Genomic DNA, 25383 nt, shown 5'->3' with positions numbered 1-25383 from the left:
GTGGCGGGGGTCGAAAACCAGCTTTACACTCAGACCACCGCCGCTACCATGGGTTCGCCATGTCGACATTAGATGAAGAAGATCGCCGCGAATACTACCGTATCGAGGACACGATCGCACTGGAAATTCGGCCCCTGTCCGCTCCCGAAGCCGCAGGCCAGGAAGTGTTGCAGGATGCTTCCCCACTCTTCAACCTGCTCAGCGAACTGCACCTGAGCGAATTCGAGTCGCAGCACCTGTTGCGGCAGATCAGCGAGCGCGACCGCGCGATCGCGGCGTTCCTCAAATCGCAGAACAAACGCATCGACCTGCTCAGCCAGGTGATCGCCCTGACCGTGCTCGGCCACATCGGCGAGCCGCAGCCAGTGATCATCTCCGAGGGCGGGATCGACTTTCAGTACCCGACCCCGATTGCCACCGGCGCGCACCTGTCGGTGAAACTGGTGCTGATGCCGCAGGCGCTTGGCCTGCTGCTGCGCGCCCGGGTCACCCATTGCGATCCCAAGGGCGATGGCTATGACGTCGGCACCGAGTTCGAGTGTCCGACCGATGCCCAGCGTCAATTGCTTGCACGCTACATCTTGCAAAAGCAGGCTCAGGAACGCCGTCTGGCCCGCGAACAGAACGAATCTGGCATTTAACTTTAAGGAAGCACCGTGACCCTCATCTACGGCCACCGCGGCGCCAAGGGCGAAGCACCGGAAAACACCCTGAGCAGCTTTCAGGAATGCCTCAAGCACGGCGTGCGCCGCTGCGAACTGGATCTGCACCTGTCCAAGGACGGCGAGCTGATGGTCATTCATGACCCGACGCTCAAGCGCACCACCGAGCGTCGCGGCAAAGTCGTCGAGCACACCGCCGCCGAACTGGTCACCTACGACGCGCGCAAGGGTGGCCCGGGCTGGATCAAGCCGTGCCCGATTCCGACGCTAGAAGAGTTGTTCGAGAAATGTGATTTCGAGCACTGGCAGTTGGAAGTCAAAAGCGCCTCACGCACCCGCGCGGCGACCACTGTGCTGGCGATTCGCGAAATGGCTCAGCGCCACGGTCTGCTCGACAAGGTGACGATCACTTCGAGTTCGCGGGAAGTCTTGAAGGCAGCGCTGGACCTGGTGCCGGACGTGTCGCGTGGCCTGGTGGCCGAGTACGCCTGGCTCGATCCATTGAAGGTTGCGGCCAGTTACGGTTGCGAGATTCTCGCCTTGAACTGGACGCTGTGTACGCCGGAACGCCTGCAGAAGGCGCAGCGTCAGGGCCTGCATGTGTCGGTGTGGACCGTCAACGAGCCTGCACTGATGCGCAGACTCGCCGACTTCGGCGTTGACAGCCTGATTACAGACTTTCCCGGTTTGGCCACTGCCACCCTTGAGAATTGCTGAAATCGGTCTCCCCGGCCGGCTCAGGCCACCGGCCGGAGCCCGTCAAAAAAGCCGGTTGAGGCCGTCGTACGCCGCTACCCGATAGGCTTCGGCCATGGTCGGGTAGTTGAACGTGGTGTTGACGAAATACTTCAGGGTGTTCAGCTCGCCCGGCTGGTTCATGATCGCCTGACCGATGTGAACGATCTCCGACGCCTGATAACCGAAGCAGTGCACGCCGAGCACTTCCAGCGTTTCGCGGTGGAAGAGAATCTTCAGCATACCCTGCGGCTCACCGGCAATCTGCGCCCGCGCCATGCTCTTGAAGAAGGCCTTGCCGACTTCGTACGGCACTTTCGCCTGGGTCAGCTCCTGCTCGTTCTTGCCGATCGAGCTGATCTCCGGAATGGTGTAGATGCCGGTCGGCACATCATTGACGAAGCGCCAACTGCCATTGTCGACGATGCTGCCAGCGGCGGAACGACCCTGGTCGTGGGCGGCACTGGCCAGGCTTGGCCAGCCGATCACGTCACCGGCGCCGTAGATGTTCTCTATGCAGGTGCGGTAGTTCTGGTCGACTTCGATCTGGCCGCGGCTGTTGACCTTGACCCCGATGTTTTCCAGACCCAGCGTGTCGGTGTTGCCGGTACGGCCGTTGCACCAGAGCAAGGCGTCGGCCTTGATCTTCTTGCCGGATTTAAGATGCAGGATCACACCGTTGTCCACGCCTTCGACGCGGTCGTACTCTTCGTTATGACGCACGGTGATGTTGTTGTTGCTGAAGTGGTAGCTCAACGCCTGGGAAATTTCCGAGTCGAGGAAGCTCAGCAACTGGCCACGGTTGTCGACCAGTTCGACCAGCACACCCAGACCACTGAAGATCGACGCGTATTCGCAACCGATCACACCAGCGCCGTAAACGATCAGTTTGCGCGGGGTATGGCCGAGGCTGAGGATGGTGTCGCTATCGTAGATACGCGGGTGGTGGAAATCGATGTCCGCCGGGCGATACGGACGCGAACCGGTGGCGATGATGATGTGCTTGGCCACCAGTTTTTCCACCACGCCGTTGCCGCAGACCACTTCGATGGTTTGCTCGTCGGCGAAGCTGCCGGTGCCGAAGAACACGTCGACGCGGTTACGAGCGTAGTAGCCGGTGCGCGATGCGACTTGTTTGGAAATGACTTTTTCGGCGCTTTTCAACACGTCCGGAAAGGAGAACCAGCGTGGCTCGCCGATCGCGCGGAACATCGGGTTGGTGTTGAACTGCATGATCTGCCGCACCGAGTGACGCAGTGCCTTGGACGGGATGGTGCCGAGGTGGGTGCAGTTGCCGCCGACCTGACGACGGCTGTCGACCATCGCGACCTTGCGCCCCGCTTTGGCGGCGTTCATTGCCGCGCCTTCTCCCGCCGGGCCGGAACCCAGTACCACCACGTCGTAGTTGTAGACAGCCATGCGTACTCCTCAGAACAGGCCGCGGTGCCAGCAGCACCGGCGGCTAAATCACGCCGAACGGCGGCGCGAAGGAACAATTGGGGGCCAGTAGAGAACCCGGACACAGTCTATAGAAGCGTCAACGCCGCGCACATTAACCCTTGGTCGCGTCGTAGGCTACTTTTGCCTGCACTACAACGCCAGCTTTCGTCTTGTCTTCGGTCAGTTTTTTTCACCGACAAGCTGCGTAAATGCCTGACTGCTGCGGGTGACGAAACCTGTATCGGCACGCAGGACAAAGAATGCAGCAATGTCATGCTCTTGGGCATAGTCCCGCGCCCTTTCCGGCCCAAGAATCAGCAACAGCGTCGATAGTCCATCGGCCATCAACGCTGAAGGATGAATCACTGTGACTGACGCCAGGTCGTGTAGGACAGGTCGCCCGCTGCGTGCATCGAAAGTGTGGGAATAACGCCGCCCGTTCTGCAGAAAATAGTGGCGATAGTCACCGGAGGTGGATACGCCGTAGCCATCGACAGCAATGACGCGCTCGGCCACTTGCTGGTCATCGCGAGGCTCTTCGAGAGCGATGCGCCATGCTGAGCCATCCGGCTTTTTGCCACGGGCTTTGAGTTCGCCCGTGGCTTCGACCAGATAATTGTCGATGCCCATGCCCTGCAATCTGGCAGCGATGGCATCCACGGCGTAACCGGCGGCAATACTGTTGAAGTCGACTTCGACGGCGGCGTCCTTGCACAACCGCTCGCCATCGATGCGCAGGTGCTGATGGCCGACCCGCTGCATGACCTCGGCCACAGCGGCCGCATCAGGGATCTTTTCTTCGCGTCCTTGCGGACCGAATCCCCAGAGGTCCAGCAGCGGTTCCACGGTCAGGTCGTAGGAGCCTTCGCTTTGCGTTGAAAGCTGTTCGCCGATGCGGACCAATTCGAGCACCGGTGTCGGCATGGATTGGCAGCTGTCGGCAGGCAAGGCGTTGAAACGCTGGATGGCGGAGTCACTGCGGTAAGTCGACATCTGTTGATCGACGTCGCCGAGGATGCGCTCCACTTCACCGCGCACTTGCGCAGGATCGGCAACATCGGCGTGGCGCACGTACTTGACCGACCAGGTGCTGCCCATGGTCGAGCCGCCGACCTGTTCCAGGGAATCGCCGTTGCCGCAGCCAACCAAAGCCGCCGCCAAGACCACAAGCCCCCACCAGCGTCCAGTTAACAATTCTTCATCTCCCCGCAAAACCACGGCGGCCATTATGAACTACAAGCGCCCGCTCGCTTCCCCATGGCTGCAACGCCTTTATACAAATTGAACAGTGAGTACCTCCCATGTCCTCCACCACGGGCAAAGGCAAAGCGATCTTTCGCGTTGTCAGCGGCAACTTCCTCGAAATGTTCGACTTCATGGTCTACGGCTTCTACGCCACGGCTATCGCCAAAACCTTCTTCCCCACCGACAGCGCGTTTGCTTCGCTGATGCTGTCATTGGCGACCTTCGGCGCCGGTTTCCTGATGCGTCCGCTGGGGGCGATTTTCCTCGGTGCCTATATCGACCGCCATGGTCGACGCAAAGGGTTGATCATCACTTTAGCGATGATGGCCGCCGGTACGGTGCTGATTGCCTGCGTGCCCGGCTACGCGACGCTCGGTGTCGCCGCGCCGCTGCTGGTGTTGTTCGGCCGTCTGTTGCAAGGCTTCTCGGCCGGCGTGGAGCTGGGCGGCGTGTCGGTTTATCTGGCGGAAATTTCTACACCCGGTCGTAAAGGTTTCTTTGTCAGCTGGCAGTCGGCCAGCCAACAGGCTGCGGTAGTCTTCGCCGGCCTGCTCGGCGTTTGCCTCAACCACTGGCTGAGTCCGGAGCAGATGGGCGAATGGGGCTGGCGCGTGCCATTCCTGATCGGCTGCATGATCGTGCCGGTAATTTTTTTCATCCGTCGCTCGCTGGAAGAAACCCCGGAGTTCCAGGCGCGCACCCACCGCCCTACCCTCGGCGAGATCATCCGCTCGATCGGCCAGAACTTCGGCATCGTCATCGCCGGCATGGCGCTGGTGGTGATGACCACGGTGTCGTTCTACCTGATCACCGCCTACACACCGACGTTCGGCAAGGCCGAGCTGCACCTGTCTGACCTCGATGCGCTGCTGGTGACCGTATGCATCGGCTTGTCGAACTTCTTCTGGCTGCCGGTGATGGCCGCGGTATCCGACAAGATCGGGAGAAAACCCCTGCTGCTGGCAGCGACGATTCTGGCGATCCTCACGGCGTATCCGGCACTGTCGTGGCTGGTGGCGAATCCGAGCTTCAGCCATTTGCTGATTGTCGAATTGTGGCTGTCGTTCCTCTATGGCTCGTACAACGGCGCGATGGTGGTGGCGCTGACCGAGATCATGCCGGTGGAAGTGCGCACGACCGGTTTCTCGCTGGCCTACAGCCTGGCGACGGCGACGTTCGGCGGCTTTACGCCGGCGGCGTGTACCTATCTGATTCATGTGCTGGACAACAAGGCAGCGCCGGGGATCTGGCTCAGTGGCGCGGCGGTACTGGGGTTGATTGCGACACTGGTGTTGTTCCGTGGCAATCGGCATGAGCTGCGTACTGCGCAGGCCTCGATCATCGGCGGCGCCAGATAAGACGCTATCGCTGGCAAGCCAGCTCCCACAGGGACTTCGGGTGTGAACACAATTATGCAACCTCCCAAAAATCTGTGGGAGCTGGCTTGCCAGCGATGAGGCCGGCACAGGCAATAGAGATTGATCCAGCCACACAAACAAAAACGCCCCGACCTAAGTCGGGGCGTTTTCATTTGCAACGAGTGCTTAGCGCGGGAACGCGGGCGGATTCACATCAGCCATGTCTTCCATCACGCGAACCACCTGGCAGCTGTAGCCGAACTCGTTGTCGTACCAGACGTACAGAACGACGCGGTTGTCCTGCACGATGGTCGCTTCAGCATCGACCACACCGGCGTGACGCGAACCGACGAAGTCGGTCGACACCACTTCCTGAGAATTGACGAAGTCGATCTGCTTGTGCAGCTCGGAGTGCAGCGCCATGTAGCGCAGGTACTCGTTCATCTCTTCACGGGTGGCGGCTTTCTCAAGGTTGAGGTTGAGAATGGCCATCGACACGTTTGGCGTCGGAACGCGGATCGCGTTACCGGTCAGCTTGCCGGCCAGCTCAGGCAGAGCCTTGGCAGCAGCGGTGGCGGCACCGGTCTCGGTGATCACCATGTTCAGCGCGGCGCTGCGGCCACGGCGATCGCCCTTGTGGAAGTTGTCGATCAGGTTCTGGTCGTTGGTGTACGAGTGAACGGTTTCGACGTGACCGTTGATGATGCCGAACTTGTCGTTGACCGCTTTGAGCACCGGCACGATGGCGTTGGTGGTGCAGGAAGCAGCCGAGACGATCTTGTCGTCAGCGGTGATTTCACCGTGGTTGATGCCGTGAACGATGTTCTTCAGCTTGCCCTTGCCAGGCGCGGTCAGAACAACGCGGTCGATGCCCGGGCACGCCAGGTGCTGACCCAGGCCATCGGCGTCACGCCATACACCGGTGTTGTCCACCAGCAGCGCGTCTTTGATGCCGTACTGGGTGTAATCCACCTCGGTCGGGTTCTTCGCGTAGATCACCTGGATCAGGTTACCGTTGGCGGTGATGGTGTTGTTTTCTTCGTCGATGGTAATGGTGCCGTTGAACGAACCGTGCACCGAATCGCGACGCAGCAGGCTGGCGCGCTTGGTCAGGTCGTTCTCGGCGCCTTTGCGCACGACGATGGCGCGCAGACGCAGGCCGTCGCCACCACCGGTTTTCTCGATCAGGATGCGCGCCAGCAGACGGCCGATACGACCGAAGCCGTAAAGAACAACGTCGGTGCCTTTGCGGGCCGAAGCGTTCTGCTGGCCAACCACGTCAGCCATCTCTTCACGCACGAACTGCTCGGCGCTGCGGCCGTTGCCTTCATTGCGGAATTTGAACGCCAGCTTGCCCAGATCCACCGACGCCGCGCCGAGCTTGAGCTCGCTCATGGCCTTGAGCAGTGGGAATGTTTCGTGGACGGAGAGTTCGCTGTCGTCCGAAGAACGGTGGCGAGCAAAGCGGTGAGCTTTGAGAATCGCGATGACAGACTGGTTGATCAGGCTGCGGCCATAGATCGAGCTAACCACGTTGTTATTGCGGTAGAGCTGACCGATAAGCGGGATCATCGCTTCTGCGAGTGCTTCACGGTCGATCCATTCACCAAGACACTGGTCGGGCTTCTGAGTCACGGTAACCTTCCACATGTAGGGGCAGAAAAAAGGGGCTACATTATGCCGCCGACAAGCCCTTTCAGCAATGCGCGCTTGTCGCGCAATCGGTAACAAATTCCGGTTCAAAAAATTTACGCCTTTCTCCAGCCCAGTAAAACCGGGGCTTTCAGCGCAGTCAATTTTTCGACGACTGTTAGACGATGTCTGTAACCCTCCGTAACACCACCCGGTTTCGGCACTACATAACCATGAAAAAAGTGCTCGTTTTTATGGTTACCACTACATTTCGTCCAAACCGTGAAGATAGACGCAGTCTACAACTGACAGGCGGCACCGGAGGCCGCTACAATTACCGACTTTGTCGCAACGCCTGGAGCTCAACCTTCCGTGCCTGTTCTGCGTCTACCGCTACTCCCTGCCGAAGCAGGTAAACAGCACTGGGGCAATCTGCCCGGTGCCGCCCTCAGCCTGGCGATTGCCGAGGCTGCCAGCGCTGCCAAGCGCTTTACCCTGCTGCTGACCGCCGACAGCCAAAGCGCCGAACGGCTGGAACAGGAGCTGAGTTTCTTCGCCCCGGATTTGCCCGTACTGCATTTCCCCGACTGGGAAACCCTGCCCTACGACCTGTTCTCGCCGCACCAGGACATCATCTCCCAGCGCATCGCCAGCCTGTATCGCCTGCCGGAACTGGCCCACGGCGTGCTGGTGGTTCCGATCACCACCGCTTTGCATCGCTTGGCGCCGACCAAATTCCTCCTCGGCAGCAGCCTGGTGCTGGACATCGGCCAGAAGCTCGACGTCGAACAGATGCGCGCGCGGCTCGAAGCCAGCGGCTATCGCTATGTCGACACGGTGTACGAGCACGGCGAGTTCACCGTACGCGGCGCGCTGATCGACCTGTTCCCCATGGGCAGCAAACTACCGTATCGCATCGACCTGTTCGACGACGAAATCGAAACCCTGCGCACCTTCGATCCGGAAACCCAGCGTTCGATCGACAAGGTCGAGTCGGTCAAGCTGCTGCCGGCCCGCGAGTTTCCATTGCAGAAAGACGCAGTCACTCGCTTCAAGGCGCGTTTCCGTGAGCGCTTTGACGTCGATTTTCGCCGCTGCCCGATCTTTCAGGATTTGAGCAGCGGTATCACCCCGGCCGGTATCGAGTACTACCTGCCGCTGTTCTTCGACGAAACTTCGACGCTGTTCGATTACCTGCCTCAGGACACACAAGTGTTTTCGCTGCCGGGCATCGAGCAAGCGGCGGAAAACTTCTGGAACGACGTGCGCAATCGTTACGAAGAACGCCGCGTCGATCCTTCGCGTCCTTTATTGCCACCGGCCGAACTGTTCCTGCCGGTGGAAGATTGCTTCGCGCGCCTGAAGAATTGGCCGCGAGTCGTCGCCAGTCAGCAAGACGTTGAAAGCGGCGTCGGCCGTGAGCGCTTCCCGGCCCATGCGCTGCCGGACCTGGCCATCGAAGCCAAGGCCACGCAACCGCTGGCGGCGCTGGCCGGCTTCCTCGAAGAATTCCCCGGTCGCGTGCTGTTCACCGCCGAATCGGCGGGTCGTCGCGAAGTCCTGCTGGAACTGTTGGAACGCCTGAAGTTGCGGCCGAAAACCGTCGACAGCTGGCCAGACTTCGTTGCCAGCAAGGATCGTCTGGCGATCACCATCGCCCCGCTCGACGAAGGTCTACTGCTCGACGACCCGGCGCTGGCGCTGGTAGCGGAAAGTCCGCTGTTCGGCCAACGGGTCATGCAACGTCGCCGCCGCGAGAAGCGCAGCGACGTCAGCAACGATGCGGTGATCAAGAACCTCACCGAACTGCGCGAAGGCGCGCCGGTGGTGCATATTGACCACGGCGTCGGGCGCTACCTGGGCCTGACGATTCTGGAAATCGACAATCAGGCCGCCGAATTCCTCACCCTCGAATACGCCGAGAACGCCAAGCTCTACGTGCCGGTGGCCAACCTGCACCTGATCGCACGTTACACCGGCAGCGACGATTCGCTCGCGCCGCTGCACCGCCTCGGTTCGGAAACCTGGCAGAAAGCCAAGCGCAAAGCCGCCGAACAGGTGCGTGACGTCGCCGCCGAATTGCTCGACATTTATGCCCGTCGCGCCGCCCGCGAAGGTTATGCCTTCGCCGATCCGAAGGCCGATTACGCCACCTTCAGCGCCGGTTTCCCGTTCGAAGAAACACCCGATCAGCAAGCGACCATCGAGGCCGTGCGCGAAGACATGCTCGCGCCGAAACCGATGGATCGCCTGGTCTGCGGCGACGTCGGCTTCGGCAAGACCGAAGTGGCCATGCGCGCCGCGTTCATCGCCGTGCACGGCGGTCGTCAGGTGGCGATTCTGGTGCCGACCACCCTGCTCGCCCAGCAGCACTACAACAGTTTCCGCGACCGCTTCGCCGACTGGCCGGTGACGGTCGAAGTGATGAGTCGCTTCAAGTCGGCCAAGGAAGTCAACGCGGCGATCGCCGATCTGGCGGAAGGCAAGATCGACATCGTCATCGGCACGCACAAGCTGCTGTCCGACGACGTGAAGATCAAAAACCTCGGGCTGGTGATCATCGATGAAGAACACCGCTTTGGCGTGCGCCAGAAAGAGCAGCTCAAGGCCCTGCGCAGCGAAGTCGACATTCTGACTCTGACCGCGACGCCGATTCCGCGCACGCTGAACATGGCGGTGTCGGGCATGCGCGACCTGTCGATCATCGCCACGCCGCCAGCGCGACGCCTGTCGGTTCGCACCTTCGTAATGGAACAGAACAAGAGCACGGTCAAGGAAGCCCTGCTGCGTGAATTGCTGCGTGGCGGTCAGGTTTACTACCTGCACAACGATGTGAAGACCATCGAGAAATGCGCCGCCGACCTCGCCGAACTGGTGCCGGAAGCGCGCATCGGTATCGGCCACGGGCAGATGCGCGAACGCGAACTCGAACAGGTGATGAGCGACTTCTACCACAAGCGCTTCAATGTGCTGATCGCCTCGACCATCATCGAGACCGGCATCGACGTGCCGAGCGCCAACACCATCATCATCGAGCGCGCCGACAAGTTCGGCCTGGCCCAACTGCACCAGTTGCGCGGTCGTGTCGGCCGCAGTCACCACCAGGCTTACGCCTACCTGCTGACGCCGCCGCGCCAGCAGATCACCTCGGACGCGGAAAAGCGTCTGGAAGCGATCGCCAATACCCAGGACCTCGGCGCCGGTTTCGTGCTGGCGACCAACGACCTGGAAATCCGTGGCGCCGGCGAACTGCTCGGCGACGGTCAGAGCGGGCAGATTCAGGCCGTCGGTTTCACCCTGTACATGGAAATGCTCGAGCGCGCAGTGAAGTCGATCCGCAAGGGCGAGCAGCCGAACCTCGATCAACCGCTTGGTGGCGGCCCGGAAGTCAATCTGCGGGTGCCGGCGCTGATTCCGGAAGATTATCTGCCGGATGTGCATGCGCGGTTGATTCTGTATAAACGCATCGCTTCGGCCACCGACGAGGAAGGCCTCAAGGATCTGCAGGTAGAGATGATCGACCGCTTCGGCCTGTTGCCGGAGCCGACCAAGAACCTGGTGCGGATCACCGCTTTGAAATTGCAGGCGGAAAAGCTCGGCATCAAGAAAGTCGACGGCGGGCCGCAAGGCGGGCGTATCGAGTTCGAAGCGCAGACGCCGGTTGACCCGATGACCCTGATCAAGCTGATCCAGACGCAGCCCAAGCGCTACAAGTTCGAAGGCGCGACGATGTTTAAATTCCAGGTGCCGATGGAGCGCCCGGAAGAACGTTTCAATACTGTCGAGGCGCTGTTTGAGCGTCTCATCCCGAAATCCGCTTGAAGGACGCCCGATGCGCCTGTTCCGCTCTCTGACTTTGTTGCTTGCACTTGCAGCACCGACGGCGTTTGCCGATGACACGTATCAGGTCGAAATGATCCTGGTGCGCCAGAATGCTGTCCCGGCCATCGTCAGCCGCGCCGCCCCGGAAGACTGGGCCGCAGGCGCCCAGCGTCTGGGCAGCGACAGCCAGCGCACCCCAGCGCTGAATGATGTGGTGAGCAAACTCACCGCCAGCGGCGAGTACACCGTGCTGATGCACAAGGCCTGGCAGCAGAGCCTCGGCGAAGCGCCGGCGAAAGTCGCGGTGAGCGAAGGTCAGGAGCAGTTCGACCAGTTCCCGATCGAGGGCACGCTGGAAATGAAACTCGGCCGCTTCACCGACGTGACCGCCGATTTCTGGGTCAATCAGATCGACGCCAATGGCCTGGTCACTGCCAGTGAGCGCCTGCGTCAGGACAGCCACACAAAGAACGGCCAGCTCAATTACCTCGACAACGGCCACCTGGCCCTGCTGATCAAGATCACTTCCCTGACCGCGCCAGCGCCTCGCGAAGCGCCTGAAGTCGTGCCGGACTGATCGAAGTCCTTATGCCGCCGCCCCTGAGCAAACCGTTGGCCCCGTCGTGGGTCAGCCGATTCAAAGAACAGAGTCTGGAGCGCGGCCGCCGCTACGCTTTGGAGAATCGGGTGCGCATCGCCCAGGTCGGCGATGCGACCATCACCGCCAGTTGCGAAGGTTCTGGCGGTAGCGTTTACCGGCAGACCATCCATTTGCGCGAATCAGCCAAAGCGACGCTGTTGCTGGTTGACGCCACCTGCACCTGCCCGGTGCGCAGCAACTGCAAACACTGCGCGGCGGTGCTGCTGAAAATCCAGGAAACCCTCGACTACCCCGCCGCCGCGAAAGACGCCGAGCTGCTGGAGAAACTCCAGGCCGTGCTGGAAAACCGCAGCCCGAAAGCGCCACCGCAAGTGCTGGTGGACAATGTGCAGCCGGTGCCGCGCCTGTGGCTGGCGAGCGTCGAGTTCAGCGCCTTCGAGCCGCGCAACGGCAAGATGCAACGCTACATTCAGCACCGCGCGGCGCTGTCGTTCAGCTATCTGGACGAATACGTCAGCGGGCAAAAGCACAGCGACATCCTGATCCGTCAGGAAGCCCAGACCCTCCGCATAAAACGGCATCCGGATGTCGAACAGTCCTACCGCGAACAGTTACGCATCCTCGGTTTCCGCATCGCCACGCGGCAGAGCAAAGCCCTGCCGGAAAGCGCCGGCGAACTGTACGAGATGGTCAACGATAGCGCCTGGCTGACCTTCACTCTGAATGACTTGCCGAAGTTGCGCAGCCAGGGCTGGGAGTTACAGATCGATGAAGAATTCGGCTTCGACCTGACTGCCGTCGATGACTGGTACGCCACGGTCGAGCAGGCGCCGGAGCGCGACTGGTTCGATCTGGAACTGGGCATCATCGTCAACGGCGAGCGCCTGAGCCTGCTGCCGATCCTGCTCAATCTGATGCGCTCGCACACCGAGATTCTCAACCCGGAGCGCCTCGCCCGCCGTCGCGATGACGAGCTGATTCTGGTCAACATTCCGCAACGCACCAGTGAGCACGGGCCGTTGCAGGTTGCTTTGCCGCTCGGTCGCTTGAAGCCGGTATTGATGACGCTGGGCGAGTTCTATTTGCAGGAGCCGGGCGAAACCACCTTGCGTCTGAGCAAGGCTGACGCCACCCGGCTCAATTCGCTGGAAGGCCTGCCGCTGTTGTGGGAAGGCGGCGAGCAGATGCGCACCTTCGCCCAGCGCCTGCGCGACATCCGCGATTTCAGCGCCGAAGCGCCGCAAGGCTTGAACGCGACGCTGCGCCCGTATCAGCTTGAAGGCTTGAGCTGGATGCAATCGCTGCGGCAACTGGAGGTCGGCGGCATTCTCGCGGACGACATGGGCCTGGGTAAAACCCTACAGACCCTGGCGCATATTCTCAGCGAGAAGAACGCCGGACGCCTCGATCGTCCGTGCATGGTAGTGATGCCGACCAGCCTGATTCCGAACTGGCTCGACGAGGCGGCGCACTTCACCCCGCAGTTGAAAGTGCTCGCGCTATATGGCGCCGCGCGCAAGAAACACTTCGACAATCTGGCCGATTTCGACCTGATCCTCACCACCTACGCCCTGCTGCCAAAAGACGTCGAACGCTTGGCCAAACAGCCGCTGCACGTTTTAGTGCTCGACGAAGCGCAGTACATCAAGAATCCCAACAGCAAAGCCGCCCAGGCCGCGCGCGAGCTGAATGCGCGCCAGCGCCTGTGCCTCAGCGGCACGCCGCTGGAAAACCACTTGGGCGAGCTATGGTCGCTGTTCCACTTCCTGTTGCCGGGCTGGCTCGGCGACGTGAAAAGTTTCAATGCCGATTACCGCGTGCCGATCGAAAAGCGCGGTAGCGAAGTCAGACTGCAGCACCTCAACGGTCGGATAAAACCGTTTCTGCTGCGCCGCACCAAAGAGCAGGTCGCCACGGAGCTGCCGCCGAAAACCGAAATCATCCATTGGGTCGAACTCAACGAAGCGCAGCGCGACGTGTACGAGACCATGCGTCTGGCGATGGACAAGAAAGTCCGTGATGAGATCACTCGCAAAGGCGTGGCACGCAGCCAGATCATTATTCTCGAAGCGTTGCTCAAGCTGCGCCAGGTCTGCTGCGACCTGCGCTTGGTCAACGACGCCACCCTGCCTGCGCGCGGCAGCACATCGGGCAAGCTCGACAGCCTGATGGAAATGCTTGAGGAACTGTTCGAGGAAGGCCGGCGGATTCTGCTGTTTTCGCAGTTCACCTCGATGCTGACATTGATCGAAGAGGAGTTGAAAAAACGCAAGATTGCTTACGCCCTCCTCACTGGCCAGACCCGTGACCGGCGCACGCCGGTGAAGGAATTCCAGAGCGGCACGCGTCAGATCTTTCTGATCAGCCTGAAGGCCGGTGGCGTCGGTTTGAACCTGACCGAAGCCGATACGGTGATTCACTACGACCCGTGGTGGAACCCGGCAACCGAGAATCAGGCGACGGACCGCGCCTATCGCATCGGTCAGGAAAAACCGGTGTTCGTCTACAAAATGATTGCCCGGGGCACGGTGGAAGAGAAAATTCAGCACCTGCAAAAGGAAAAGTCTGACCTGGCAGCGGGCGTGCTGGATGGGCGCAAGGCCGGGGACTGGAAGTTGCAGAGCGATGATATTGAAGCGCTGTTTGCGCCGTTGCCGGACAAGATCGACAAGCGCTGAAATCGGCGTCGCTGGTTAGATAGCTATCGCTGGCAAGCCAGCTCCCACAAGGTTATGACCTGTACCGAAGATTGTGTTTCAACTCGATACCTGTGGGAGCTGGCTTGCCAGCGATGGGGTCATCCAATATTGCGCAGTCACTCAGGGCTCAACCCTTGGAAGCCGGCAACGGCGCAAACAGCGCCTCGATATCACCCTGCTCCAGTTTGAATCCACCGGTCGTGCCCCCCTCCAATACCGCCCCGGCCAGCGCCGCTTTCTCCTGCTGCAACGCCTGGATCTTCTCTTCGACGGTGCCTTTGGCAATCAACTTGTAGACGAACACCGGATTGTTCTGCCCGATCCGATACGCCCGATCAGTCGCCTGATTCTCCACCGCCGGGTTCCACCACGGATCGAAGTGAATCACCGTGTCCGCCGCCGTCAGGTTCAGACCAGTGCCCCCGGCCTTAAGGCTGATCAGGAACAACGGCACCTTGCCGCTCTGAAAATCCTTCACCGGCGTGCGCCGATCGGTGGTGTCGCCGGTCAGCAACGAGTAGCCAAGCCCGCGTTGCTGCAACTCCTGCTCGATCAGCGCCAGCATCGAGGTGAACTGGGAAAACAGCAGAATGCGCCGACCTTCGCCGAGCAGTTCTTCGAGCATCTCCATCAGGCTGATCAACTTGCCGCTGCCCGAGCGCAACGCCTTCGCCGTGAGCGGCATGTTGACCAGGCGCAGATCGCAGCAGACCTGACGTAGCTTGAGCAGCGCATCGAGGATGATGATCTGACTGCGCGCCACGCCACTGCGGGCGATTTCGTCGCGGACCTTTTTGTCCATCGCCACACGCACCGTCTCATAGACGTCGCGCTGACCATCGCTGAGTTCGACCCAGTGGATGATTTCGGTTTTCGGCGGCAACTCGGTGGCGACCTGATCCTTCTTGCGCCGCAGCAAAAACGGCTTGATGCGCGCGGTCAGGTGCTGCATGCGCTGCACATTGCCGTGCTTCTCGATCGGCGTGCGGTAATCGCGGTTAAAGGATTTGCTGTCGCCGAGCCAGCCGGGCATGAGGAAATGGAACTGCGACCACAGCTCACCGAGGTGGTTTTCCAGCGGCGTACCGCTCAGACACAAGCGCTGACGGGCCTGTAAGTCACGCGCGGACTGGGCGGCTTTGCTCAGCGGGTTCTTGATGTTCTGCGCTTCGTCGAGAATCAGCACGCTCCACGACTGCGGCTGCAACGTCTCCAGGTCCCTGGGCAGCAATGCGTAAGTGGTCAGCACCAAGTCGTATTCGGCGAGATTGGCGAAGTCTTTTTGCCGCCCGGTGCCGTGCAGCGCCAGGACTTTCAACTGCGGCGTGAATCGCTCGGCCTCGTCGAGCCAGTTGGGAATCAGGCTGGTCGGCATCACCGCCAGTGCCGGACAGTCCAGACGCCCGGCGTGTTTTTCCGTGAGCAGATGCGCCAGGGTCTGCAGGGTTTTACCCAGGCCCATGTCATCGCCCAGAATGCCGCCGACCTCTAGCTCGCGCAGCGTCTGCATCCAGTTCAGGCCTTCGAGCTGATACGGGCGCAGCTGCGCATTGAGGCCGGCCGGCGCAGCAACGTGGGCGTGACTGGAATTCTGCAGACGCTTGGCAAAAGTGCGCAGGCGTTCGCCGCCCTGCCAATCCAGCGGCACACCATCGAGCATGCTCAGACGCGCGGCGTCTGGAGCGGTCAAGCGCAGCGCATCGCCCTGATGACCGCCGAGATACAACTCACCCAGCGTCGCCATCAACGGTTTGACCCGACTGAGCGGCAACGCGACTTTGGCGCCCGCCGGTTCGCCAAAACCGCTGGGCTTGAGCTCGATCAGGAGCTTTTCGTCATCGCTGCGCTGCGCCAGATTGACCGGGTCGAGCAAGCGCGGCTGAGTGCGCAACAGGTGCAGAAGGATCGGCAGCAAGCTGTAGCGCTCGCCATTGACGACGATGCCCAACTGCAGATCAAACCACTGATGCGTGGCCTCTTCCTCAACCTCGGCGTACCACTGCTCAACCGGTTGTACATCGAAATGGAAACCGGGACTGATCTCGATTTTCCAATCTGCGGCGCGCAGCGTGGCCAGCCCTTCGTGCATGAACCCGAGCCAGGCGGAATCATCCGGCAAGGTAAACATCTCGCCGGGACGATCCATTGCACTCTTGCGCGTGGCTTTCTTGAAGCCATGTTTTTGCAGGTTCTGGCGCAGCTTCTTTTCCAGCGCCGGTTGACGCTGAATGCGCTGGGTTTCGCTGCCGTTGAGGATCATCACTTCCGGGTTGCGATCCACCACCGGATGACCGTTGTAGGTAAACAGCAGAGCGGCACGGTGCTCCAGCACGTATTCCCAGCGTGAGCGCTCTCGACCACTGACCAGGGTCAGTTGCGGCTGCGGCAGCACGTCATCGATGATCCGTTCGGTGAGCTTGTGTGGTGGCGCAATATTGGTAGCCGCGCTCATGCGATGGCTGAACTGCATAGCCTGACGCGCCGGAATGTCTGGCGCCAGGGTCAAATGGCAGGCGAGCTTTTCTTCCAGCTCAGTGAACAGCGGGCCAACCTGGCGCTGCTGGCGATCAAGATAATAAAGCGGCTCCAGCGCCAGCACGGTTTCCTGCGCGGCTTCGGCACTGCTCCATTGCGCGCGGAATCCGCCGTCAGCCTGCTCGGCCCAAGAGAACTGACCCACGCGTTTCGCCCCCGGTGTCAGCGCTCGCAGGTCTTCGAAGTCGAGGAACAGCCGCGAGGTGCGCAGGAGCATGTCCAGCAATTCGGCGCCACTGCTGCCTTCCAGCGGATAGCCGCTGTAATAGGCGTGATGGGAATGCATGGCGACCAACAGCCGGGCGATGCGCAGATCCAGCTCGGACAGGTAGCCGGGCTGGCGCATGAGCATTTCCGCGAGCGAGTACATCGGTTTGACTTCGCGTAACTCGCCGCTCTTGAGCTGGTAGACCTTGAAAATATCCAGCAGCCACTTGCCGTTCGCAGACGTCGGTTTGAGCTTGTAAAACAGACGCGTGCCTGCGGTTTGCGCACTTTCTTCAGCGGGCTTGGCCGGCACGGGAATTGTCGAAAGCCAATGCTCGAGCGCTCGTCCCAACGGGGTCTGTGCGTCACTTCCAGACGCATCCTCGCCAGTGCCCAGCAGGTGATAGAGCACCGCTGCGCTGTGCTTGCAGTCGATTGCAACAGGACAGCTGCACAGGCAACGCAGGTTTATCGATCCCAGCCGATCTTCGGACAGATAAATGCTTTGCTCATACGCCTGAAGTTGCGAACCGACGCAGAGTGCCTCGATCTTCCTGTCATCGATCTCGAGGATCTCGACCCGATCATCGGCGGCATAAGCCCGGGCCTTGACCAACGCCTTGCTACTGAATGCGTGGGTCCATGTCAGCCCTTTGAGCCGCTCGATGAAAATGCTCATGGACAGTCCTTAGCTGGCCAGCACCCGGGCCAACGTTGATTTCACCTTGCCCATGCCGTCGTGCAGGGCCTGCTCGATTTCGGCCATGGTGATGACTTCTGTGGTCTTGCCTGCTGCAGGATTGACTACCAAGGCGAGACAGGCGTAATCCAGATCCAGCTCACGGGCCAGCGCGGCTTCCGGCATGCCGGTCATGCCGACGATGTCGCAGCCGTCACGTTCCAGTCGCACGATTTCGGCCACCGTTTCCAGCCGCGGCCCCTGGGTGCAGGCGTAGACGCCTTGATCGCTGTATTCGCAGCCTTCGGCGGCCACTGCGGCAATCAGTTGCTGACGCAACGGCTCGCTGTAGGGAAAGCTGAAATCGATATGAGTGACGTGTTCCAGATCATCAGCAAAGTAGGTGTGCTCGCGCCCGCTGGTGTAGTCAACGACTTGATGCGGCACGCAGAAATGCCCGGTGCCCATCGCCGGATGAATCCCGCCCACCGCATTCACGGCGATGATCGCTTCGGCACCGGCCTGCTTCAGCGCCCACAGGTTGGCGCGGTAGTTGACCTTGTGCGGCGGGAACCGATGCGGGTGACCGTGACGGGCGAGGAACAGCACTTCCTTGCCGGCGTACTCACCAATCTGCACCTCGGCCGAAGGCGCGCCGTACGGGGTGTCGACTGCCAGCGACTGGCGAATGCTCAGGCCTTCGAGCTGAGTCAGGCCAGTGCCACCGATGATTGCGTAAACGGTCATAACGAAAAATCCTTAATCGATCAGTTGAGCGTCTTTGAGCGCGCCGAGGGCGGTGAGCCAACGCGGGTCCTGACGATAGTCGGTGCTGGCGAAGGCCTGACCGCGCATCTTCGCGATGCGCGCGGAAGGCTTGATCTTCATACGCTGGGCGGCACTCAACGCCAGCTCGGCTGCCGCGCGGTCGTTGCACACCAGACCCATGTCGCAACCGGCACTCAGCGCGGCTTCGATGCGGCTGGCGGCGTCGCCGACCACGTGGGCGCCGGCCATCGACAGATCATCGCTGAAGATCACGCCCTCAAACTGCAATTCGCCGCGCAGGATGTCTTGCAGCCAGCGTCGGGAGAAACCGGCGGGCTGCGAGTCGACTTGCGGATAGATGACGTGGGCCGGCATGACGGCGGCCAGTTGTTTGCTGAGTTTGGCGAAGGGCACCAGGTCGTTGGCGCGGATCTCGTCGAGACTGCGCTCGTCGTTCGGGATCGCCACGTGGGAGTCCGCTTCCGCCCAGCCGTGGCCTGGGAAATGTTTGCCGGTGGCGGCCATGCCGGCGCTGTTCATGCCGCGAATGAATGCACCGGCGAGCAAGGCTGCGCGTTCGGGATCGCCTTCGAATGAACGGGTACCGACCACAGCGCTGCGCTGATAGTCCAGGTCCAGCACCGGGGCGAAACTCAGGTCGAGCCCGACTGCCAGCACTTCGGTGGCCATGATCCAGCCGCATTGCTCGGCGAGATACTCTGCATTCGGGTTATCGACGATGGCGCGCATGGCCGGCAGACGGACGAAACCCTGACGCAAGCGCTGCACGCGCCCGCCCTCCTGATCTACCGCCAGCAAAAGATCCGGGCGAATCGCGCGGATCGCGGCGCTGAGTTCGCGCACCTGGCGTGGATGCTCGATATTGCGGGCGAAAATGATCAGGCCGCCCACTTCGGGCTGACGCAACAATTGGCGATCTTCGGCCGTCAGCCAGGTACCGGCGACGTCCACCATCAACGAGCCTTGCAGGCCAGCAGTCATAGAGATTCCTTGAAAACGAAAAACCCGATCTGCTTGCATTCGCTACCGTGGGCAATGCCCGGACGGTCAGCAGAATTCATGCAGATCGGGTTCAGTACGAGAGTCGGCATGGCCGGCTAGCTTAGCGGATACCAGCTGCCGCGCCCACCCGTGCGCGGTCAAACCTTGGCGGCGACCGGCATGGATTTGCTGCGCGGACGCAATTGCGCACTGGCCATGGCTGTATCGGTGACGCCGGTTTCGGCGCGCATGCCGGCAGCGAGGAACGGCACCATCAGGCGCATCACTTGTTCGATGGAGGTATTGACGCCGAAATCGGTCTCGGCAATCGCACGCAAGGCCTTGATCCCGGACATGCTGAACGCAGCGGCGCCAAGCATGAAGTGCACGCGCCAGAACAACTCGATCGGCGGAATGCGTGGAGCCGCTTCATTGACCAGCAGCATGTAGCGGCGGAAGACCTTGCCGTACATGTCTTCCAGATAACGCCGCAAGTGGCCTTGGCTCTGGCTGAACGCGAGGCCGAGCAAGCGCATGAAGATCGACAGATCGTTACCGCTGCGAGGCTGCACGACGAGCGCTTGCTCAACGAGTATTTCCAGCAGCTCTTCGAGGGTCGGCTTGTTTTCCGGCTTGGCCTGACGGCGCTCCAGCTCCTTGTCAAGGCTGGCGCAGAACGGTCCAAGGAAACGCGAAAACACCGCCTGGATCAGCGCCTTCTTCGAGCCGAAGTGATAATTCACTGCAGCCAGATTGACGCCAGCCTTGCTGGTGATCAAACGCAATGAGGTTTCAGCGAATCCTTTCTCCGCGAACAACTGCTCGGCAGCATCAAGAATGCGTTCAACGGTTTCCGACTGGGCCATGGCTACTCCGCCTGACAAACACTTGTTTGAAACATACGTTTCAGCCTGTGCCTTGTCAAGCCTGCCGGTTCGTTTTGGGAATGGTCGGTCAGATATTTAACCACATAAGGCGCCAGCATTAATAAACACCCTTCGCGACCGCTCGGCGGGCAGCAAAAAAACGGCCATTGCCAAGATCGCTTCACTGTATATAATCCCAGTCACTGTATAAAAAGACAGAGCGATCAATATGCTAAAGCTGACGCCACGCCAAGCCGAGATTCTGGCCTTTATCAAACGTTGCCTCGAAGACAACGGCTATCCGCCGACCCGTGCGGAAATCGCTCAGGAACTGGGTTTCAAATCGCCAAATGCGGCGGAAGAACACCTCAAGGCCCTGGCCCGCAAGGGCGCGATCGAGATGACCCCGGGCGCTTCCCGCGGCATCCGTATTCCCGGCTTCGAAGCCAAGGCCGACGATTCAACATTGCCGATCATTGGCCGAGTGGCTGCCGGCGCGCCAATCCTTGCCCAGCAGCACATCGAAGAATCCTGCAACATCAACCCGACCTTCTTCCATCCCCGCGCCGACTATCTGTTGCGTGTGCACGGCATGAGCATGAAGGACATTGGCATCTTCGACGGCGACTTGCTGGCAGTTCACACTACTCGCGAAGCCCGTAACGGCCAGGTTGTGGTTGCACGTATCGGCGACGAGGTGACGGTCAAACGCTTCAAGCGTGAAGGCAGCAAAGTCTGGCTCATCGCCGAAAACCCCGAGTTCGCCCCTATCGAAGTCGACCTGAAAGATCAGGAACTGGTGATCGAAGGCTTGAGTGTCGGCGTCATTCGCCGCTAAAGGAGGCTCCATGCAGTTCCCACACACACCTCAGCAAACACAACTGCCTTTGTTTGAAGCGTTTCTGGCGCAGCCGATAGCGCCGATCCTCAAAGACGTGGTCGAGCGTGACTGGAATGCCAAACCTGACGCTTTCAGTGAGCTGTCACTGCGCGGTGCAGCCGGGAACTGCCTGAACCTGCTCGCGCCGATCCTGCGTGAACTCAGCGAGGATCAGGATGCTCGCTGGCTGACGCTGATCGCACCGCCCGCCAGCCTGACGCAATCATGGCTACGCGATGCTGGCCTGAACCGCGAGCGCATTCTGCTACTGCAACCGCGCGGCGCTCAAAGTGCCCAGCAGCTGGCGTGTGAAGCGTTGCGCCTGGGTCGCAGCCACACCGTGGTGACCTGGCTCAATCCGCTGAATGCAAATTCTCGGCAACAACTGATCAGCGCCGCGCGTACGGGCGAAGCTCAGAGTCTGAATATTCGTTTGGGTTGATTGATGGTAGTGCGCGCTGTGTGAAGCGCAGGGCTTCTCCAGGGACAGAGAAGCCGATCTGTAGCGCAAGCGACCGAGAAAAGGCCAAGGCGAGGATCAATGAAGAACCCGCGGCCCCTCATCCTTATCAAACTCACCTTCAACCATACGACCTGCCATCTGCACGCCGACGCTCAACATTGCTTTGGCAATTTCAACGTGCTGGCCTTGCAGGAACGCTTTGGCATCCTCGGAGAAATCCAGCGTCACCAGAGAACCTTCGTCCTCAGCCCTGCGCAGTTCGATTCGGCCGTCTGGTAACTCGACAATTTCTAGAAAGGACGTTGGCATAAAGGTCTGTTCTCCACGAAAGGCAGCGATTATATAGACATCATTCGAGCTTCGCTCAGGATCTTGACCAGCAGCATGTTTCAGATTGCCACTGCGCCAAACTGCCTCAGCACTCGTTCAAGCCTTCTCGGAAACGGATGGCCAAGCCCTTGAGGTTCTGCCGCCAGCTCTCCAGCTCTTCTCGATTCAATTCTTCTGGCGCTTGTTCTTCATCAAGGTTAACCGCTTGAATCAGCGGTTGTGTCACGTCGCCTTTCGGCTTGTGTGGCACCCTCGGCGGCTGAAACAGTGCTGCGTGCGCCGCCAGCAGTTTCGCCAGCCAGGTTTCCGGATTACCGGCGAGCTCGACCATTTCGGCCAGCTCCGGGATCGCTATCGATTCCAGCACCTCGCGATTCAACAACTCCTCTGCCCGCGGCGAATTGGCCTGCGGTAGACGATAGAAGCCAGCAATCTCATGGCACAAACCCAGCAGTGCGCCGTAGAGGTGGAACAACGCCGATTCACGCCCGGCCTGGATCAGCGCCAGAGAATTCATCGCCCGCCCTTCTTCAGCACGCGCCAGAGCTTCGAGTGACAGACCGGCGAAATAGATCTTCTGGTTGGTGCGGGTATAGAGTTCGTGGGCCATGACGGCAGCCTCCACAACGAAATAATTGCTTCACACAGGCCCGGCAGTGTCATGGATCAGCCGATGCCAGCGCAAGCACAAAACAAAAAGGCCGCATGAAATCCCGAAGGTTTCATGCGGCCTTTTCGCTGTTCAGACTAACGCTTACTCAGCCTTCGCCTTTGCGCTGCGCTTGTCTTCAACTGTCCACTTGCCACCGTCGTAATACGCCTTCCAACCCGTAGGCTTGCCGTCGACTTCGGTCTGCACGTATTGCTCCTTGGTCTTGCGGCTGTAGCGGATAACCGCTGGCAGACCGTCGGGATCCTTCTGCGGAGCTTCGCACAAGAAGTGGTACTTCGGATCGATCTCGTCCTTGTGCGGCAGAATCTCGATCACCAGCGGGGCACGGGTCTCGCGGTTTTTCGGGAATTGGCTGGCCGCGAGAAACAGACCGGAGGCACCGTCACGCAGGATGTAGGTGTCGTTGACCTTTTCGCATTTCAGCTCGGGCATCTTCACCGGGTCCATCTTCGGCGGCGCCGCATCACCGCTCTTCAGCAGCTTACGGGTGTTTTTGCACTCCGGGTTGGTGCAACCGAAGAACTTGCCGAAACGGCCGGTCTTGAGCTGCATTTCGCTGCCGCACTTGTCGCATTCCAGACTCGGACCTTCATAGCCCTTGATGCGATAGCTGCCCTCTTCAATTTCGTAGCCGGCACAGTCCGGGTTGTTGCCGCAGATGTGCAACTTGCGCTTTTCGTCCAGCAGGTAGGCGTCCATCGCCGTGCTGCAGATCGGGCAGCGATGCTTGCCACGCAGTACCAGCGATTCCGACTCACCCTCGTCGTCCGCGGCGATTTCATCGCCCGGCACCAGGTTGACCGTGGCCTTGCAACGCTCTTTCGGCGGCAGGCTGTAGCCCGAGCAGCCGAGGAACACGCCAGTCGAGGCGGTACGAATCTGCATCGGACGACCGCAGGTGGTGCACGGAATGTCGGTCATGACCGGCTGGTTGGCGCGCATGCCGCTGTCAGGATTTTCCGCTACTTCGAGCTTCTTCTTGAAGTCGCCGTAGAACTCGTCCAGCACGTTTTTCCAGTCGCGCTCGCCCTGCGCCACGTCATCGAGGTTCTCTTCCATGCCGGCGGTGAAGCCGTAGTCCATGAGGTTGGAGAAGCTCTCGGACAGACGTTCGGTGACGATGTCACCCATCTTTTCCGAGTAGAAACGACGGTTGTGCAGGGTCACATAACCGCGATCCTGAATGGTCGAAATGATCGCTGCGTAAGTCGAGGGACGACCGATGCCACGTTTTTCCATTTCCTTGACCAGGCTGGCTTCGGAGTAACGCGCCGGTGGCTTGGTAAAGTGTTGCGACGGATCGAGCTTGATCAGCTTCATCACGTCGCCCTGGGCCATGTCCGGCAGCACGTCATCGTCGCCAGGCTTGGCAATCTGCGGCATCACGCGGGTGTAACCGTCGAACTTGAGGATACGGCCCTTCGCGCGCAGCTCGAAGTCGCCAGCGCCGACGCTGACGGTGGTCGACAGGTATTGCGCCGGCAGCATCTGGCAGGCGAGGAACTGGCGCCAGATCAGCTCGTACAGACGCTCGGCATCACGCTCCATGCCCGCCAGCTTGCTCGGCGTGGTATTGGCGTCGGACGGACGAATCGCTTCGTGAGCCTCTTGCGCGCCTTCCTTGCTGCTGTAGACGTTCGGCGTTTCCGGCAGGTACTTCTTGCCGAATTCGTCTTCGATGTACGTGCGCGCCATCGCCACGGCGTCGGCCGAGAGATTGGTCGAGTCGGTACGCATGTAAGTGATGTAGCCGGCTTCGTACAGACGCTGGGCCATCATCATGGTTTTCTTCACACCGAAACCGAGGCGGTTGCTCGCAGCCTGCTGCAAGGTCGACGTAATGAACGGCGCCGACGGCTTGCTGCTGGTCGGCTTGTCTTCGCGCTTGACGATGCTGTAGCTGGAAGACTTGAGCTTCTCCAGCGCGGCCATGGCCTGGGCTTCGTTCAGCGGCTTGAAGGCTTCGCCTTTTTCGCGAGCCACTTCGAAACGCACGGTCGAGCCTTTGGCAGTGCCGAGATCAGCGTGCACTTCCCAGTATTCTTCCGGAATGAACGCACGGATTTCTCGCTCACGCTCGACCACCAGCTTCACGGCAACCGATTGCACGCGACCGGCAGACAGGCCGCGGGCGATTTTGGCCCACAGCAACGGCGACACCATGTATCCAACCACGCGATCGAGGAAGCGACGCGCCTGCTGGGCGTTGACACGATCAATGTCCAGCTCGCCCGGCTCGGAGAAGGCTTCCTGAATCGCCTTCTTGGTGATTTCGTTGAACACCACGCGCTTGTAGCGGCTGTCGTCACCACCGATGGCTTCGCGCAGGTGCCAGGCAATGGCTTCCCCCTCGCGATCCAAGTCGGTTGCGAGATAGATGGTGTCAGCATCCTTGGCGAGCCGGCGTAGCTCTTCAATGACTTTCTCTTTGCCGGGAAGGATCTCGTACTTGGCCTTCCAGCCGTGTTCGGGATCGACGCCCATACGCGAGACCAGCTGCTTGCGCGCTTTGTCTTTCGGCGAGAGCACCGGACCTTCGCCCGCAGCAGCCTTGCCGCGCTTGGCGGCTGGCTCTTTGCTGGCGCTAGCCGAACCGCTGGTGGGCAGGTCTCGGATATGGCCGATACTCGACTTCACCACGTATTGGTTACCCAGATACTTGTTGATGGTCTTGGCCTTAGCCGGGGATTCCACAATGACCAGCGATTTGCCCATGGATCAGAAAATTCCTGAATTCTAGAAGTGAAAGGCGGTTGGCGCCTGACGCGGCACCGCTATATATAGTT

Annotated in this window: 18 protein-coding genes; 8 read left to right on the top strand and 10 right to left on the bottom strand. The window is 60.4% G+C overall.

The window, feature by feature from the left end:
- Window positions 1–59: 59 nt before the first annotated feature.
- The gene (locus ACMYUN_RS23990; protein WP_415761946.1) at window positions 60–641 is read left to right on the top strand and encodes a PilZ domain-containing protein; all 582 of its coding nucleotides are present in this window, start codon (window positions 60–62) and stop codon (window positions 639–641) included.
- 15 nt (window positions 642–656) lie between these two features.
- Entirely contained in the window at window positions 657–1379 is a 723-nt protein-coding gene (locus ACMYUN_RS23985; RefSeq protein WP_007910500.1) for a glycerophosphodiester phosphodiesterase, read from the top strand.
- A gap of 42 nt (window positions 1380–1421) precedes the next feature.
- On the opposite strand, the gene sthA is transcribed toward ACMYUN_RS23985, so the two are convergent.
- Complete coding sequence (gene sthA / locus ACMYUN_RS23980) at window positions 1422–2816, bottom strand: Si-specific NAD(P)(+) transhydrogenase (protein ID WP_039760770.1); 1395 nt, start codon at window positions 2814–2816, stop codon at window positions 1422–1424.
- A 201-nt stretch (window positions 2817–3017) separates the two neighbouring features.
- On the bottom strand, window positions 3018–4064 hold the full coding sequence (locus ACMYUN_RS23975) for an FAD:protein FMN transferase (protein ID WP_415761945.1): 1047 nt from the start codon (window positions 4062–4064) through the stop codon (window positions 3018–3020).
- Between the two features lie 74 nt (window positions 4065–4138).
- Between ACMYUN_RS23975 and ACMYUN_RS23970 the strand changes: the two genes are divergently transcribed.
- On the top strand, window positions 4139–5440 hold the full coding sequence (locus ACMYUN_RS23970; protein WP_415761944.1) for an MFS transporter: 1302 nt from the start codon (window positions 4139–4141) through the stop codon (window positions 5438–5440).
- A 186-nt stretch (window positions 5441–5626) separates the two neighbouring features.
- On the opposite strand, the gene ACMYUN_RS23965 is transcribed toward ACMYUN_RS23970, so the two are convergent.
- The gene (locus ACMYUN_RS23965; protein ID WP_016775482.1) at window positions 5627–7090 is read right to left on the bottom strand and encodes a glyceraldehyde-3-phosphate dehydrogenase; all 1464 of its coding nucleotides are present in this window, start codon (window positions 7088–7090) and stop codon (window positions 5627–5629) included.
- A gap of 354 nt (window positions 7091–7444) precedes the next feature.
- On the opposite strand from ACMYUN_RS23965, the gene mfd reads away from it, so the two are divergent.
- The 3 genes from mfd to ACMYUN_RS23950 are packed head-to-tail and all read left to right on the top strand — an operon-like array spanning window position 7445 to window position 14173.
- Complete coding sequence (gene mfd, locus ACMYUN_RS23960) at window positions 7445–10894, top strand: transcription-repair coupling factor (protein ID WP_024013632.1); 3450 nt, start codon at window positions 7445–7447, stop codon at window positions 10892–10894.
- A gap of 10 nt (window positions 10895–10904) precedes the next feature.
- Window positions 10905–11471 carry a CsiV family protein gene (locus ACMYUN_RS23955; RefSeq protein ID WP_415761943.1) on the top strand — a complete coding sequence of 189 codons (567 nt, stop codon included), beginning with the start codon at window positions 10905–10907 and terminating at the stop codon, window positions 11469–11471.
- A gap of 11 nt (window positions 11472–11482) precedes the next feature.
- Window positions 11483–14173 (top strand): DEAD/DEAH box helicase, encoded by a 2691-nt coding sequence (locus ACMYUN_RS23950; RefSeq protein ID WP_310406616.1) that lies wholly within the window; start codon window positions 11483–11485, stop codon window positions 14171–14173.
- A gap of 148 nt (window positions 14174–14321) precedes the next feature.
- Here ACMYUN_RS23950 and ACMYUN_RS23945 read toward each other — a convergent pair whose 3' ends face one another.
- The 4 genes from ACMYUN_RS23945 to ACMYUN_RS23930 all read right to left on the bottom strand — a co-directional run bounded on the left by ACMYUN_RS23945 (window position 14322) and on the right by ACMYUN_RS23930 (window position 20251).
- A complete protein-coding gene (locus ACMYUN_RS23945; protein WP_415761942.1) occupies window positions 14322–17615 on the bottom strand; it encodes an SNF2-related protein in 3294 nt (1097 codons plus the stop codon).
- Between the two features lie 9 nt (window positions 17616–17624).
- Window positions 17625–18362: an S-methyl-5'-thioinosine phosphorylase gene (locus ACMYUN_RS23940; protein WP_415761941.1), complete on the bottom strand. Its 738-nt coding sequence runs from the start codon at window positions 18360–18362 to the stop codon at window positions 17625–17627.
- Between the two features lie 12 nt (window positions 18363–18374).
- Window positions 18375–19385, bottom strand: coding sequence for a beta-N-acetylhexosaminidase (nagZ, locus tag ACMYUN_RS23935; RefSeq protein ID WP_415761940.1), 1011 nt, complete (start codon window positions 19383–19385; stop codon window positions 18375–18377).
- Window positions 19386–19543: 158 nt separating this feature from the next.
- Window positions 19544–20251, bottom strand: coding sequence for a TetR/AcrR family transcriptional regulator (locus ACMYUN_RS23930; protein ID WP_039760784.1), 708 nt, complete (start codon window positions 20249–20251; stop codon window positions 19544–19546).
- Window positions 20252–20480: 229 nt separating this feature from the next.
- Between ACMYUN_RS23930 and lexA the strand changes: the two genes are divergently transcribed.
- A complete protein-coding gene (gene lexA / locus ACMYUN_RS23925; protein ID WP_016775490.1) occupies window positions 20481–21089 on the top strand; it encodes a transcriptional repressor LexA in 609 nt (202 codons plus the stop codon).
- 10 nt (window positions 21090–21099) lie between these two features.
- Entirely contained in the window at window positions 21100–21573 is a 474-nt protein-coding gene (gene sulA / locus ACMYUN_RS23920; RefSeq protein WP_039760786.1) for an SOS-induced cell division inhibitor SulA, read from the top strand.
- 96 nt (window positions 21574–21669) lie between these two features.
- Here sulA and ACMYUN_RS23915 read toward each other — a convergent pair whose 3' ends face one another.
- The 3 genes from ACMYUN_RS23915 to topA all read right to left on the bottom strand — a co-directional run bounded on the left by ACMYUN_RS23915 (window position 21670) and on the right by topA (window position 25312).
- Window positions 21670–21903, bottom strand: a complete 234-nt coding sequence (locus ACMYUN_RS23915) for a hypothetical protein (RefSeq protein WP_007953047.1) — start codon at window positions 21901–21903, stop codon at window positions 21670–21672.
- Window positions 21904–22009: 106 nt separating this feature from the next.
- Complete coding sequence (locus tag ACMYUN_RS23910; protein ID WP_129999683.1) at window positions 22010–22534, bottom strand: DUF6586 family protein; 525 nt, start codon at window positions 22532–22534, stop codon at window positions 22010–22012.
- 144 nt (window positions 22535–22678) lie between these two features.
- Window positions 22679–25312 carry a type I DNA topoisomerase gene (gene topA, locus ACMYUN_RS23905; RefSeq protein WP_129999684.1) on the bottom strand — a complete coding sequence of 878 codons (2634 nt, stop codon included), beginning with the start codon at window positions 25310–25312 and terminating at the stop codon, window positions 22679–22681.
- Between the last annotated feature and the right edge of the window lie 71 nt (window positions 25313–25383).

It is taken from the genome of Pseudomonas sp. CP4, assembly GCF_047758505.1.
Lineage (GTDB): Bacteria > Pseudomonadota > Gammaproteobacteria > Pseudomonadales > Pseudomonadaceae > Aquipseudomonas > Aquipseudomonas fluorescens_AO.
The sequence above is the reverse complement of the archived record's forward strand: the minus strand, read 5'-3'. Positions and strand labels throughout refer to the sequence as shown.

Coding starts and splice junctions, on each gene's coding strand:
- ACMYUN_RS23975 (WP_415761945.1), bottom strand. CDS start 4,064: ATGGCCGCCGTGGTTTTGCGGGGAGATGAAGAATTGTTAACTGGACGC.
- topA (WP_129999684.1), bottom strand. CDS start 25,312: ATGGGCAAATCGCTGGTCATTGTGGAATCCCCGGCTAAGGCCAAGACC.
- ACMYUN_RS23940 (WP_415761941.1), bottom strand. CDS start 18,362: ATGACCGTTTACGCAATCATCGGTGGCACTGGCCTGACTCAGCTCGAA.
- sthA (WP_039760770.1), bottom strand. CDS start 2,816: ATGGCTGTCTACAACTACGACGTGGTGGTACTGGGTTCCGGCCCGGCG.
- sulA (WP_039760786.1), top strand. CDS start 21,100: ATGCAGTTCCCACACACACCTCAGCAAACACAACTGCCTTTGTTTGAA.
- ACMYUN_RS23930 (WP_039760784.1), bottom strand. CDS start 20,251: ATGGCCCAGTCGGAAACCGTTGAACGCATTCTTGATGCTGCCGAGCAG.
- ACMYUN_RS23955 (WP_415761943.1), top strand. CDS start 10,905: ATGCGCCTGTTCCGCTCTCTGACTTTGTTGCTTGCACTTGCAGCACCG.
- ACMYUN_RS23915 (WP_007953047.1), bottom strand. CDS start 21,903: ATGCCAACGTCCTTTCTAGAAATTGTCGAGTTACCAGACGGCCGAATC.
- ACMYUN_RS23970 (WP_415761944.1), top strand. CDS start 4,139: ATGTCCTCCACCACGGGCAAAGGCAAAGCGATCTTTCGCGTTGTCAGC.
- nagZ (WP_415761940.1), bottom strand. CDS start 19,385: ATGACTGCTGGCCTGCAAGGCTCGTTGATGGTGGACGTCGCCGGTACC.
- ACMYUN_RS23990 (WP_415761946.1), top strand. CDS start 60: ATGTCGACATTAGATGAAGAAGATCGCCGCGAATACTACCGTATCGAG.
- ACMYUN_RS23910 (WP_129999683.1), bottom strand. CDS start 22,534: ATGGCCCACGAACTCTATACCCGCACCAACCAGAAGATCTATTTCGCC.
- ACMYUN_RS23945 (WP_415761942.1), bottom strand. CDS start 17,615: ATGAGCATTTTCATCGAGCGGCTCAAAGGGCTGACATGGACCCACGCA.
- ACMYUN_RS23965 (WP_016775482.1), bottom strand. CDS start 7,090: ATGTGGAAGGTTACCGTGACTCAGAAGCCCGACCAGTGTCTTGGTGAA.
- ACMYUN_RS23950 (WP_310406616.1), top strand. CDS start 11,483: ATGCCGCCGCCCCTGAGCAAACCGTTGGCCCCGTCGTGGGTCAGCCGA.
- lexA (WP_016775490.1), top strand. CDS start 20,481: ATGCTAAAGCTGACGCCACGCCAAGCCGAGATTCTGGCCTTTATCAAA.